The organism is Halobacterium sp. KA-4 (assembly GCF_021028995.1).
GTDB lineage: Archaea > Halobacteriota > Halobacteria > Halobacteriales > Halobacteriaceae > Halobacterium.
The window spans coordinates 32,929-45,956 of sequence record NZ_JAJJZG010000001.1; the positions used below are offsets into that span (position 1 = coordinate 32,929).

The following is a 13,028-nucleotide window of genomic DNA, read 5'->3' on the forward strand; positions in this document are numbered from 1 at the left end:
TCAACGAATGGTTTCTCGGCTCGTGCTCGGCTGCGGCACGACCGGCCACGCCCTCGTCGAACACCTCTCACAGCGCCGCGGCGAGCTGTTCGTGCTCGACAGCGACGCGAGCCGCGTGGAGTCGCTACGCAACGAGAAGGTCGCCGCCGAGGTCCGGGACGTCACCGACCCCGACGAGATTAGCGGGCTGGAGCGCGACGTCGACGTGGTCCTGGTGGCGACCGACGGGGCCGCCGCCAACCGGCTGGCCGCGGAGGCCGCCCGCGAGGTCTACCCGGACGCCGAACTCGTGGCGTACCTCGGATTCGAGGCGACCAGCGACGACCGCGAGGCGCTAGGCGCGGTTGCCGACCGCGTTATCGACCCCGGGGCGGCGATACTCGACCACATCGAGGAGGTCGCGACCGCCGAGGGCTCCGAGAGACTGCAGGCACTACGCACGACGCTCGAAGCCATCGACGGGACGATAGGCGTGTTCATGCACGACAACCCCGACCCTGACGCCATCGCGACGGCAGTCGGACTGTCGCGCATCGCCGCGGAGTTCGGCGTCGAGACGGAGGCGTGCTACTTCGGGGAGATCTCCCACCAAGAGAACCGCGCGTTCGTCAACCTCCTCGAACTCGAGGTCCGGAACGTGGAAGTTGGCGAGGAACTGGACTTCGACGCCATCGCGCTCGTTGACCACTCCGCACCCGGCGTCAACGACCAACTCGACCCCGAGACGAAGGTCGACATCGTCGTCGACCACCACCCGCCGAACGACGACGTGGAGGCCGACTTCGTAGACATCCGCCCCGGGCTGGGCGCGGCAAGCACTATTCTCGTCGAGTACATTCGCGGGTTCGGTCTCGACGTCGAGACTGAGGTCGCGACGGCGCTGTTATACGGTATCCGCGTGGACACCGACGACTTCGCCCGCGAGATTACGACCGACGACTTCGAGGCGGGCGCGTGGCTGCTGGACCGCGCGGACACGGACGTCTTGGAGCGCATCGAGAGCCCGTCTGTGAGCGCGGACACCCTCGACACCATCGCGCGGGCCATCCGCAACCGCGAACTCGACGGGTCCGTGCTGGCATCCTGCGTCGGTGCCATCTCCGACCGCGACACGCTCGCACAGGCCGCCGACCGCTTGCTCGCGATGCGGGGCGTGACGGTAACGTTTGTCTACGGCTATAGCGAGGGTACCATCTACGTCTCCGCGCGGTCGCGGGGCAGCGACGAGGACCTCGGCGCGGTACTGCGGTCGGCGTTCGACGAGATGGGGAGCGCGGGCGGCCACGCGGACATGGCGGGCGCACAACTCCCACTGGGGCTGTTCGACGATGTCGGCGAGGAAGCCGAGCAGACGCTCACGGAGATGGTCGAGGACGTGGTAGCGACGCGGTTCTTCGAAGCGATTCGCGGGGGGTGAGTTTTTCCCGGTCGACGCGTAACGGGCACGTGATGGACTCGGCCCTCGACCACAACGGCGCGAAACCCACGGTCGACGACTACATGACCCGTGACGTCGCGACCGTCTCCCCCGACGACACGGTACGCGACGTCGCGACCCGTATCTCCGAGAGCGAACACAACGGCTTCCCGGTGACCGAGGGGCGACGTGTCGAAGGGTTCGTCTCCGCGCGGGACCTCCTCCTCTCCGACCCCGACGAACTCGTGTTCAAGGTGATGAGCGACGAGCTCATCGTCGCCCATCCCGAGATGAAGGTGACCGACGCCGCCCGCGTCATCCTGCGATCGGGCATCCAGAAGCTCCCAGTCGTCGACGACGCGGGCAACCTCGTCGGCATCATCTCGAACTCCGACGTCATCCGCTCGCAGATCGAGCGCGCCACCCCCGAGAAGGTCGGGAAGCTCAAGCGCACGCTAGAGACGATTCACGGCATCGAAGCCAGAGAGGAGCGACGCACTGTCCAGTTGGACGAGTTGGTGCCGACACAGGGGAAGGTGTACGCCGACGAATTAGAGGGGCGCCAGTATGAACTCGAACACGGCCTCGCGGAGCCGCTAGTCGTCATCGATAACGGCGGCGTCGAACTCCTGCTGGCGGATGGCCACCACCGCGTGATGGCCGCCGAACGCGCGGGCATCGATGAAATGGACGCCTACGTCATCGTCCTGGAGCGCCGCGTCGATCTAGGGATGGCCCGTACCGCGGACAAGGAGGGCCTGGAGTCGATTTCTGACATCCACGTCGTGGACTACGCCCACCACCCGCTCGTAGAGACAATCGAGCGCCTCCAGTAGCCGGACGCCTACACCTCGTTGACGGCCAGCGTGTCGTCAACCCGCAACGTCACGTCGTCGCCATCGACGGTGACTGTGACTTCAACAGCCGTCGCGTCGGCCGTGAGGTCGGCGCTGTCCGGATCCCACACGAACGACAGGCTTGCAGGGAGTTCACGCTGCACGTCAACGCCATGGTCGTAGTACAGCGGGACGACTGCCGGTGAACCCATGACCGCGGCCCGCGTCATCAGCGACAGCCAGCAGTTCTCGCAGGCAAACGTGGCGTTGACATGACCGTCCTCGATTTTCTCAAACCCTCGACGGCGACCGGCGCGGAGCAAACGAAGCAAAGTTCGCGGAGGGGAGCAACGCGGACGGGGTCAAAGAGCACTCCGAACGCGTCGGCTTCGTCTTCGGCAGGCTTGCCATCCGCTTCAAGCGCATCGAGAGCCCCCTCCAACTCGTACAGTTCGTGTTCATCGGGCTCATCGCCGTCCCCGTCGCACAGTACCCGCTGCTGAAGTGGCTTCCGCTCGCCCAGGGTGACAATCTCCTGCGGACCGCGATGCAGGACGTCGTCGCGCTTTGGAACCTTCCGCCCACCGAACCCGGCATCCTCGTCGTGACGGGTGTGGGCTACCTCGTCGCCGGCTACGCTGCCTTCCATTACTGCCACAGTGGACGCGCCGTGAAGGCGTAATGGGGCACTACTGACTGGTTTGACGCTCGCAATAAGGTGGCCGCCTGGCGTCGTCCACCCATCCGACCGGTTCCTTCATTATTCTCCCGGCAAGATTTGAGGGCATGTACGACGACGAGGATCTCGCCGACATCCGCGAGGCACGGGAGGACTGGGAGGACGACACCCTCGACCCCGTGCTCAACGCCTACGGCGAGCGCAAGGAGCGCTTCGCCACCGTCTCCAACGTTAAAGTCGACCGGCTCTACACCCCGGAGGACGTCGCGGACCTCGACTACACCGAGGACCTCGGATTCCCCGGAGAGTTCCCGTACACCCGGGGCGTCTACCCGACCGGCTACCGCGGCCGCACGTGGACAATGCGGCAGTTCGCGGGGTTCGGCACCGCCGAGGAGACCAACGAGCGCTTTCACTACCTCATCGAGAACGGCCAGACTGGGCTCTCGACGGCCTTCGACATGCCGTCGCTGATGGGGCTGGACAGCGACGACCGGATGAGCCTCGGCGAGGTCGGCAAGGAGGGCGTCGCCGTCGACACGCTACGCGACATGGAGATTCTGTTCGACGGCATCGACCTCTCGGAAGTCTCGACGTCGTTCACCATCAACCCGAGCGCGCCAGTCATCTACGCGATGTACCTCGCGCTCGCCGACCAGCAGGGCGTTCCCCGCGAGGAGATTCGGGGCACCCTCCAGAACGAGATGCTCAAGGAGTTCATCGCGCAGAAGGAGTGGGTCGTGCCGCCGGAGCCCTCGCTGGACCTCGTGACCGACGTCGTGGAGTACTGCGCAGCGGAGACGCCGAAGTTCCACCCCATCTCCATCTCGGGCTACCACATCCGCGAAGCCGGCTCGACCGCGGTTCAGGAGTTGGCATTCACGCTCGCGGACGGGTTCGCGTACGTCGAGGACGCCCTCGACCGCGGCCTCGACGTCGACGACTTCGCCCCCCAGCTCTCCTTCTTCTTCAACTCGCACAACTCCATCTTCGAGGAGATAGCGAAGTTCCGCGCCGCCCGCCGCATCTACGCCCGCGTGATGGAGGAACGCTACGACGCCGAGGCGGAGGCCTCCAAGCAACTGAAGTTCCACACGCAGACCGCGGGGCAGAGTCTGACCGCCCAGCAGCCGCTGAACAACGTCGCTCGCGTCACGCTGCAGGCGCTGGCGGCAGTTCTGGGCGGCTCCCAGAGCATCCACACGAACTCCTACGACGAGGCGCTCGCGCTCCCCAGCGAGGACGCCGTGCGGGTCGCGCTCCGCACCCAACAGATTATCGCCGAGGAGTCCGGCGCCGCCGACATCGTCGACCCGCTCGGCGGGAGTTTCGCCGTCGAAGCCCTCACCGACGAGGTCGAGGAGGAGGCGATGGCGTACATCAACGAAATCGAGGCGAAAGGCGACGGCTCGATTCGGGACGGCGTGCTCGCGGGCATCGAGGAGGGGTACTTCCACCGCGAGATTCAGGAGGCCGCCTACGAGTACCAGTCCCGCGTCGACGACGGCGAGGAGACGGTGGTCGGCGTCAACGCCTACGAGGTCGAGGAAGACACCAGCCCGGACACGCTCCACGTCGACGAGGACGCCACGCGCGAGCGCCAACTCGGCCGGCTGGAGGACGTGAAAGCCGAACGGGACGACGACGCGGTCGCGGACGCGCTGGACGCGCTCCGCGAGGGGATTCACGCCGACGAGAACACGGTTCCCTACATCGTGGACGCGGTGAAGGCGTACGCAACGATGGGCGAAATCATGCAGGTGTTCGAGGACGAATTCGGCGGCTACCAGGAGACCGCCGCGGTCGCCTGATTAGAGGTACGCCGAGTCCCACCGTGTCGCCTTCCGCTTGTTCCCGCACTCGCTGCACTCCACGCGCCCCATCGCGTCCATCGAGGTGTCCAGCGACCCGCAGTTCGCGCAGTAGAAGCCGTAGCGGTCCGCGCGGTCGGGCGTGTTGTAGGCCGCGTAGAAGGGGGCCTTCGAGCCGCGCTCGCGCTCGTCGTACGCCACGAAGACGGTGCCACCGTCGACCTCGTGTTCCTCCGTGAGTTGCGCGGCCTCGTCCGCGGGGAGGTTGACGTAGAGGTGTTCGGTGTACGTCTCCCCGGCGATGTCGAGCGTGCGCTTGCCGGTGCGCGCGTAGCCGCTCGCCTGGTAGAACTCGTTGCCCGCACGGTTCGCCGCGAGCACGCGGCCCTCCACGCGGTTCGCGCCCCGCTCCAGGAGTTCGGTCTCGGTGTGTTCGAGCAGCCGACCGCCGAGTCCCCGGTCTCGGTGGTCGGGGTGGACGTGTAGCCACTGGATGGCCGCGACGCCGGCCGTGGAGGCCGACGACTGGTCGCCGTCGGGCTGGCGGACGTCCAATTCGCTCTCGGAGAACGCGACCACGCTGTCGTCGTCCACGACGACGAGGTAGACGACGTCGTCGGCGTCGAGGCGGCCGGCGAGGCGCTCCGCGCCGTACCACTCGTCGGCCGCGGCCGCGACAATGTCCTCGCCGAGCTGGCCGGCGTACGTCGCTTCGAGAGACGCCTCGGCCACGCGCCGGATGCCGTCCGCGTCGTCGTGAGTGGCTTCCCGAATCTTCATGTCCGTTGGCATGTGGTTCCATCCACTAATACCTACCCGCGGTCCACGAACGGTCAGGCGTCGGCGCGCTCGGAGACGAAAATGATAGCCAGGAGGCCGATTCCGAGCAGAATCCCCACGGAGACGACCCCGAACAGCGCGAGGTTCAGCGGGTTCAACTGGAACGTAATCGGGCCGACGGCACCGTAGGCTGCGCCCGACCCCTCCACGAGCGGCCCGGAGGGGCCGCCGCCGTCCCCGTAGACGATGATGCCGAGCACGTAGCCGAACAGCCCGGCGACGGCGACCGCGGAGGCGTACATCCACAGCACCACTCGTCGGCCGCGCGTGTCGCGTTCGCTCACACGCGGTCGTAGGCAGCGGAGTGGGTAGCCTTTTGCGGTGTCGCCGCCAACAAGCCGGGTATGGAAGACAAGGAGCTCATGTTCGTGGTGCTGGCGGGTATCGCACTCCTGATGTTCCTGACCGGCTTCGTACTCGTTCTCGCGTAAAGAAGAGCCGTGCGTCTCAGTCCGCGGACTGGGCGTCGTCGGGTTCGCCGCCGTCCGTCGCCGGGACGGGCGAGTCGCGCTGTTGCTCGTACCACTCCCAGTCGTTGGTAAGCTGGCCCGTCTCGTCGAGGTTCCACGGGTCGCCGCTGTCGACCTTGGGGCCCTCCTTCCAAGAGACGACCATGTTCCACACCCACAGCAGGGTGCTGATGCCGATGAGGAACGCGCCGACGGTCGCAATCTGGTGGGCGGTGACGAACTGCGGGAGGTACGTCGCGTACCGCCGCGGCATGCCGCCGTAACCGAGCCACAGCATCGCGAGGAAGGTCAGGTTCGAGCCGACGAGGCCGAGCCAGAAGTGCGCGTGCGCGAACCGCTTCTGGTACATCCGACCGGTGACCATCGGGAACCAGTAGTAGGTGCCCGCGAACAGCGCGAAGCCGATGGCCCCGTAGACGATGAAGTGGAAGTGACCGACGACGTAGTAAGTGTCGTGGAGGATGAGGTCGACGGGGATGGCGGCGAGGAAGATGCCGGTGACGCCGCCGATGATGAAGTTCTGGACGAAGCCGATGCAGAACAGCATCGGCGCGGTGAGCCGGAGCTTGCCGTTCCACATCGTGGTAATCCAGTTGAACACCTTCACGGCGGATGGTATCGCAATCGCGAGTGACACCGCCATGAAGCTCGCGCGGAGCCGCGGGTCGATTCCCGTGGTGAACATGTGGTGGGCCCACACGCCGAACGAGAGCACACCGATGGCCAGCGTCGAGTAGACGACGAATTTGAACCCGAACAGCTTCCGCCCGGAGAACTTCGGCAGCACGAGGCTGACGATACCCATCGGCGGTAGCACGAGAATGTACACTTCTGGGTGGCCGAAGAACCAGAACAGGTGTTGCCAGAGAATCGGGTCACCACCGGCGACCGTGAAGAAGGTCGTGCCGAAATTCCGGTCGAGCAGCAGCATGACGAGCGCGCTGCCCAGCAGCGGGAACGCGAACAGAATCAGGCCGGACTGGGTGAGCATCGTCCACGAGAAAATGTCGAGACTCGGCCAGCCGACGTCGTCGCCGCGCTCGGTGAAGATTGTCGCGATGAAGTTGACCGCGCCCATCGTCGCCGAGACCCCCGTGAGGTGGAGGCCGAGCAGCATCATGTCGATGGCGGGGCTGGTCATCTGGATGGACAGCGGCGTGTACATCGTCCAGCTGGTCTGGGCGGTCGCGATGCCCGGAATCAGGAAGCCAGCCCAGACGAGGAGCGCGCCCGGCGGCAGCAGCCAGAAGGCGATGGCGTTGATTCGCGGGAACGCCATGTCGTCGGCGCCGATGAGCAGCGGGATGAAGTAGTTCCCGAACGCCGCAATCATCGGCGTCCCGAACAGGAACAGCATCGTGATGCCGTGACTGGTCAGGAGCCCGTTGTACAGCGCTGGCCCGATGACGTCCGTCGCGGGCGCGGCGAGTTCGATGCGCATGAGGAGCACGGCGAGGCCGCCCCAGACGAACGCGATGGCACCGTACGTGCCGTAGAGAATCCCGATGTCCTTGTGGTCGACCGTCGTGAGCCACCGGACGACGCCGCCCGGCTTCTCTTCGTGTCCGTGTTCGGTGCGCTCCCCGAGCGCACCGCCGACGTCGCTGAGAGGCGTGTACGACCGCCAGTCCTCGAGACGAGCGAGGGAAGCAGCCACCGCAACGAGAAGCACGCCCATCAGCACGGTTAGCACCAGTGATGACGAGGCCATGGACCACAGTCAGTACCGGACCGTAAAGAAAGCTTAGGATTGGGCGCGCCAGCGCGCGCACCGAGAATCGCGGGACGCCGCGCAGATTTCGCGCGGGAGCGAGCGTGGAGTCGAACGGGTGGTCGACGTTCAGTGCGGGCCGACTTCTTCCTCGCCGGTCTCGATGCGCTTGGCGGCGACGTACGTGAGGATGGAGAGCCCGACCAGCATCCAGCCGACGAGGATGAATTGGATGACGCGTTCGAGCGTAAAGCCCGACCCCCACGGGTTCACGGCCACGAAGGCCACGAAGAAGAACGCGAGGATGGCCAGCGGGACGATGTTGACCGTGAGGTCGAGGAGGGTATCCTTGTCGAAGATGGTGGAACTCATTAGCGGGAGTTCGGAGCGGCGGACAAATATAGGTTGAGGATTCAGCGCCAGCCCCGGGCTACAGACGCCCGGTTTCGAGGAGGAACAGCGCGACCGCGGCGGCGACGACGACGATGCCCGTGCCGCCGAGCGCGAGGCCGCGCGCGGTCGCGGACGTGGCGACGTAGAGGGCGGCGCCGGCTGCCCCGAACAGCACGCCGACCGCCAGCGCGGGCTGGTACAGCGTGGACGCGAACCCGGATTCGCGGAGGATGCCGACGACGCTGCCCGCGAGCAACACCAGGCCACCGACCGCGACGGGGAGCAGCCCGTCGAAGAGGATGCCGATTTCGGAGATGACGAGGCCCAACACGAGCGGAATCGGCCACGGGCTGGCGCGCGGGTACTGGTCGCTCAGTCCCTGCTCCGTTTGCTCGACCATACCACGACGTTCGGCGCGGTGGGTTAGAAAGCCATCGCTTCCGTTCAGACGGCGACCACGGCGTACGTCATCAGGAAGCCGAAGTACAGCGCGACGAGCACGGCGAGCGCGCGCAGCCGGAACGACCGGAGGTCCTCGCTCTCGTCGTGGTAGGCGTCCTCGAACGCCTCGCGCTCGTCGTCGTCGAGGCGCTCGTGGTGTTCGAGCCCGCGGTGGAGCGCGCGCAGGCGCTCGGTCGGGAACGGCTCGCCGCAGTACGAGCACCGGGGTGCGTCGTCGGGAGCGGTGGTGTCGGTCATAGGAACGGTGGTTCGGCGGCCGGCTGGCCGATTATCCAGAGGCTGGTCATCGTGTAGAACACCATCACGAGCGTGAGCGTGTACTGGCTGCGAATCGCCTGCAGGCGGCCCGGGAGTTCGTCGTAGGCGGTGGCGTGGGCGACCCAGATGGCGAGCAGGTGGCCGAGCAGGACCGCGGCGACGCCGACGCCGGAGAGCCAACTCGGGAGCACGAGCGTGCGCGCGACCGGCGGGTCCAGCGGCGCGAGCAGCGCACCGAACAACGACGGGGACAGCGACAGCGCGTACACGAGGTAGTGCGCGAGGTGGTAGCCCGCGGCGATGGCGAGCAGCGACGGCGCGAACCGGCGCGCGAGTACGGCGGCGTCCGTGTACGTCGGCGCGACGTCGCGGGCTTTCCGGGCGGCCCACCAGTAGAGCCGGTGGAAGCCGAGGAAGCCGACGAGGAGCGCAGCCGGGTAGAGGACGGGCGCGGGGACGCCGGCGTCGACGACCGAGCGCGCGAACGACGCCCACGCGGGCGTGCCGACGAACCCGTCGTAGGTCGTCCCCCAGACGAGCGCGACGACGAACGCGACGCCGCCGTTCGTAGTGACGACGTCGTCGGTCAGCCGCATCGCTGGTAGTCGGAGTTCGAGGCCGTCGTCGGTGCGCTGGAGTGGCGCGACCGAACCGTACATCGCGAACAGTCGCGAGAGCGGGTCGACTTCCTCGAACCACTGGTCGTGGCCGACCGCGACGACGCCGACCACGGAGAGCGCGAGGTAACCGAGCGCGGCCGCGGCCAGCATCCGTGGTTCGTCGGCGAGCGGGCTGACGACCTCGAACCAGACGAGTGTGAGCAGGAACGCTGTCGACGCCCACGACGCGCGACCGGGCGGGAGCGCGACGTCGCGGCCGTCGAGCACCCACGCGACCGGGCGCGTGAGCGTCCGGAACGGGTTCACGGCGGGCCACGAGTTCCCGACGAGGTACGTCGACATCGCGAACACCGCCCACCAGCCGACCCAGACGAGCACGATGGCACCGTTCCGGAGCGGCTCGGTCGGCCCCACGAACCCGGTGAGCAGGACGAACACGAGCCCCGCGAGACCGACGGCGTGGCCGACCCACGCGAGCACGCGTCGGGGCGCGGGAACGTGGCGGTGCCACTCGTGGACGGCCGCGACGAAGGCGCGGTCCGTGACGAAACTCGCCAGCAAGAACGACGCGCCGACGACGGCGCCACCCGTCGAGAGGAACAGCCACGTCGGTACCGCCAATTCCTGCCCGCTGGCGTCGCGGAGGCTGCCGCCGTGCGCGGCGGCGACGCCACAGACCGCGACGAGGCCGACGACGGCACCGAGCACACGCGCGCCGCGACGAGACATATCTGGGGGTTACCGGCGGCTCCTCGTGAGGATTGCGGTACGGCTCCGGCGCGGACGGAGTTGGATGGGTTTTTAGTATTCGCCCCGCAACTCGCTGGTATGACCGTCACGGACGACTCAGAGGACCACGGCCACCACCTGCCGGCCGTGGAGGACTGGCCGAAGGGCTTCGGCGAGGCCAGCTGGTGGCCGTTCGTCACCGCCGTCGGTGCCGCCGGGTTCTACATCGGCGCCGCGCTGTACGTGCTCGGACAAAACGAGACGTTCGGGTTCGTCACCCCGATGGTGGGTCCGGCCGTCTTCGTGGGGAGCGTGTTCGTCTTCCTCGCGGGCCTGTACGGCTGGGTGTACCACGCCTTCGTGAAACATTTCTGGAGCCGGGAGACGACCGGCGGCACCGCGCTCCGCTGGGGGATGATACTGTTCCTCGGCACGGAGATTGCGACGTTCGGTGCCGGGTTCGCGTACTACTTCTTCATCCGCGCGGGCTCGCAGTGGTCCCAGGCAGTCCAGCACGTTCCCGAAGGGTTCCTCGGCGCGCTCGTCCTCGCGAACACCGCCATCCTCGTGGTGTCCAGCATCACGCTGCACTTCGCGCACGTCGCGCTCCGGAAGGGCAACCGCTCGCGGTTCCTCTCGCTGCTCGTCGCGACGCTCGTGCTCGGCGTGGTGTTCATCGCCGGCCAGGTGTACGAGTACTACGAATTCATCGTCCACGAGGGGCTGTCGCCGACCGGCGGCATCTTCGAGAGCGCGTTCTTCGGGCTGACCGGCCTCCACGGCCTCCACGTGTCGCTGGGTGCGGTGTTGCTCGCCATCGTCACCGTGCGCGCGTTCAAGGGCCAGTACTCCCACGAGCGCGACGTCTCCGTGGCCACCGTCTCGATGTACTGGCACTTCGTCGACGCCGTCTGGATCTTCCTCGTCGTCGTGCTGTACGCCGGCGCGGTCGTCAGCTTCTAAGCGACCGTCGTCTTTTTTCGCGGCTGCCGCGAACCGGTAGTCATGACAGTCGACGCCGACCGGCTGCGCTCGCTCGTCGACGCGCCGGTCGTCCACCGTGAATCCGTCCCGAGTACGAACGACCTCGCGCGCGCCGAGGGCCGCGAGGGCGCAGCCCACGGCACGTTCGTCGTCGCGGACGAGCAGTCCGCGGGCCGTGGCCGCACGGGGAATGTGTGGGCGTCGCCGCCGGGCGGCGTCTGGTCGAGTACGCTCGTCTCCCCCGACTTCGACGCGAGCCACGTCGGCCGACTCACGTTCGCGGGCGGGCTCGCAGCCGCCGAGACCGTCGAGTCGTTCGGAGTGGACGCGGGCCTGAAGTGGCCCAACGACGTGGTCGTCGGGGACGACTCGCAGAAGCTCTGCGGCGTGCTCACCGAAGCGGTCGTCGACGAGGTGCCGGTCGCCGGCAAGCCCGTCGACGAAGTGCTCCCGGGCACGGACCCCACGGACGCGGAGTTGTCGTTCGCGGTGCTGGGAATCGGCGTGAACGCGGCCCTCGACCCGAGCGACCTCGACGTGGACAGGGACGTGACGACGTTGCGAGCGGAAGTCGGCGACGTGGACGCGACAGAAGTCGCGGCGACACTCCACGAGCGACTGCTCGCGTGGGTCGAGCGCGTCGGGACTGACGACGGGTTCGCGGCGGCGCTGGACGCGTGGCGCGAGCGCAGTGCGACGCTCGGCGAGCGCGTGCGAGTGGAGACGCGGAGTGGCGAAACGGTCGTCGGCGACGCCACCCGTGTCACGTCGCGGGGCGCGCTCGTCGTCGACACTGGCGACGAGGACGTCGCGGTCACGGAAGGCGAATGCAGTCGGCTTCGACGCGCGTAACTACGTGGCGAAGCGGAACGGAGGGAGAAAGTAGGCGAAAGAAGCGTCGCGTCGTTAAACGTCGATGGTCGTGTTCTCGGGGTCCTCGACCCACTCCTGGTAGGTGTCTTCCTCGACGACCGCGATGGTGCCGAGCATCTCGGAGTGGCCCTGGCCGCAGAACTCCGCGCAGTAGAGCTGGTAGGTGCCCTTCTCGTTGACCTCGGTGATGAGGTAGTTGGTCTGCCCGGGGACGGCGTCGGCCTTCAGGCCGATTTCGGGCGCGTGGAACGCGTGAATCACGTCAGTGGACTTCGTGCGTATCACGAGCTTCGTGTCCTCCGGGACCACCATCGGTTGGTTGCCGACGTCGACGTCACCGGTCGCAGCGCCGGAGCTCACCGTGAGGTTCTCCTCGGGGTACTCGTAGTTCCAGTACCACTGGACGCCGACGGAGTCGACGACGACGGTGTCGTCTTCGGCCATCGCCTCTTGGGCGTCGGCCTGCGTCGCGGTGACCGACGGCTGCGCCATCACGCCGTAGGCGGCGACGCCGACGAACAGGAGGACGACGGCGGTGGCGACGGTCCACGTGATTTCGAGCCGACGGTTCTCCTTGGTCGGTTTCGCCTCGTCGCTGTTCCGGAACTTCCACACCGTGTAGACGAGGATGCCCTCGACGAGCAGCGTGACCGGGAGCGCGGCCGCGAGCAGCATCGAGTTCAGGTTGCGGATGAGCTCCTCGGTCACCGACTGGTACTGCTGGGCAGCGACCGGGTCCACGAAGGCGGCGAGGAAGCCGACGGCGGCGACGAGAACGGGTACGAGCCGCTTGCCTCTCATACTATCGTGGTCGTTCGGAGCGGTTCCATAAATAGGTGCTGAATCGGTGCGTCGGCGAGTCGGATAGGCTAAGTGGGCCGCGGCGTAATCAGCCGACGAGAGACGTTCGTGACTCGAAACATCCCCGACCGGTTCACGGCAGTG

General features: G+C 67.1%; 15 protein-coding genes. 6 read left to right on the plus strand and 9 right to left on the minus strand.

Features of this window, described 5'->3' with window-relative positions:
• Positions 1 to 7 precede the first annotated feature (7 nt).
• Positions 8 to 1,417, plus strand: a complete 1,410-nt coding sequence (locus tag LPA44_RS00165; protein ID WP_230887581.1) for a DHH family phosphoesterase — start codon at positions 8 to 10, stop codon at positions 1,415 to 1,417.
• A 32-nt stretch (positions 1,418 to 1,449) separates the two neighbouring features.
• Entirely contained in the window at positions 1,450 to 2,253 is an 804-nt protein-coding gene (locus tag LPA44_RS00170; RefSeq protein WP_230887582.1) for a CBS pair associated ParBc domain-containing protein, read from the plus strand.
• A gap of 8 nt (positions 2,254 to 2,261) precedes the next feature.
• Here the strand turns inward: LPA44_RS00170 and LPA44_RS00175 are convergent, their stop codons facing one another.
• The gene (locus LPA44_RS00175; protein WP_442903352.1) at positions 2,262 to 2,585 is read right to left on the minus strand and encodes a DUF7351 domain-containing protein; all 324 of its coding nucleotides are present in this window, start codon (positions 2,583 to 2,585) and stop codon (positions 2,262 to 2,264) included.
• Between the two features lie 122 nt (positions 2,586 to 2,707).
• Here LPA44_RS00175 and LPA44_RS00180 point away from each other — a divergent pair, with 122 nt between their 5' ends.
• Both LPA44_RS00180 and LPA44_RS00185 read left to right on the plus strand, forming a co-directional pair.
• Complete coding sequence (locus LPA44_RS00180) at positions 2,708 to 2,935, plus strand: hypothetical protein (protein ID WP_230887584.1); 228 nt, start codon at positions 2,708 to 2,710, stop codon at positions 2,933 to 2,935.
• 104 nt (positions 2,936 to 3,039) lie between these two features.
• Entirely contained in the window at positions 3,040 to 4,743 is a 1,704-nt protein-coding gene (locus tag LPA44_RS00185; RefSeq protein ID WP_230887585.1) for an acyl-CoA mutase large subunit family protein, read from the plus strand.
• Here LPA44_RS00185 and LPA44_RS00190 read toward each other — a convergent pair whose 3' ends face one another.
• The 7 genes from LPA44_RS00190 to LPA44_RS00220 all read right to left on the minus strand — a co-directional run bounded on the left by LPA44_RS00190 (position 4,744) and on the right by LPA44_RS00220 (position 10,226).
• Positions 4,744 to 5,535 (minus strand): GNAT family N-acetyltransferase, encoded by a 792-nt coding sequence (locus LPA44_RS00190; protein ID WP_230887586.1) that lies wholly within the window; start codon positions 5,533 to 5,535, stop codon positions 4,744 to 4,746.
• A gap of 41 nt (positions 5,536 to 5,576) precedes the next feature.
• Positions 5,577 to 5,867 carry a DUF7520 family protein gene (locus LPA44_RS00195; protein ID WP_230887587.1) on the minus strand — a complete coding sequence of 97 codons (291 nt, stop codon included), beginning with the start codon at positions 5,865 to 5,867 and terminating at the stop codon, positions 5,577 to 5,579.
• A 163-nt stretch (positions 5,868 to 6,030) separates the two neighbouring features.
• On the minus strand, positions 6,031 to 7,764 hold the full coding sequence (ctaD, locus tag LPA44_RS00200) for a cytochrome c oxidase subunit I (protein ID WP_230887588.1): 1,734 nt from the start codon (positions 7,762 to 7,764) through the stop codon (positions 6,031 to 6,033).
• 129 nt (positions 7,765 to 7,893) lie between these two features.
• Positions 7,894 to 8,136 carry a DUF6684 family protein gene (locus tag LPA44_RS00205; protein WP_230887589.1) on the minus strand — a complete coding sequence of 81 codons (243 nt, stop codon included), beginning with the start codon at positions 8,134 to 8,136 and terminating at the stop codon, positions 7,894 to 7,896.
• Positions 8,137 to 8,194: 58 nt separating this feature from the next.
• Complete coding sequence (locus LPA44_RS00210) at positions 8,195 to 8,557, minus strand: DUF7541 family protein (RefSeq protein ID WP_230887590.1); 363 nt, start codon at positions 8,555 to 8,557, stop codon at positions 8,195 to 8,197.
• Between the two features lie 44 nt (positions 8,558 to 8,601).
• Complete coding sequence (locus LPA44_RS00215) at positions 8,602 to 8,856, minus strand: DUF7410 domain-containing protein (RefSeq protein ID WP_230887591.1); 255 nt, start codon at positions 8,854 to 8,856, stop codon at positions 8,602 to 8,604.
• Entirely contained in the window at positions 8,853 to 10,226 is a 1,374-nt protein-coding gene (locus LPA44_RS00220) for a hypothetical protein (protein WP_230887592.1), read from the minus strand. The genes LPA44_RS00215 and LPA44_RS00220 overlap by 4 nt, the downstream gene beginning before the upstream one ends.
• A 99-nt stretch (positions 10,227 to 10,325) precedes the next feature.
• On the opposite strand from LPA44_RS00220, the gene LPA44_RS00225 reads away from it, so the two are divergent.
• The gene (locus LPA44_RS00225; protein WP_230887593.1) at positions 10,326 to 11,189 is read left to right on the plus strand and encodes a cytochrome c oxidase subunit 3; all 864 of its coding nucleotides are present in this window, start codon (positions 10,326 to 10,328) and stop codon (positions 11,187 to 11,189) included.
• Between the two features lie 42 nt (positions 11,190 to 11,231).
• Entirely contained in the window at positions 11,232 to 12,062 is an 831-nt protein-coding gene (locus LPA44_RS00230) for a biotin--[acetyl-CoA-carboxylase] ligase (RefSeq protein WP_230887594.1), read from the plus strand.
• Positions 12,063 to 12,116: 54 nt separating this feature from the next.
• On the opposite strand, the gene coxB is transcribed toward LPA44_RS00230, so the two are convergent.
• On the minus strand, positions 12,117 to 12,884 hold the full coding sequence (gene coxB / locus LPA44_RS00235; protein ID WP_230887595.1) for a cytochrome c oxidase subunit II: 768 nt from the start codon (positions 12,882 to 12,884) through the stop codon (positions 12,117 to 12,119).
• Between the last annotated feature and the right edge of the window lie 144 nt (positions 12,885 to 13,028).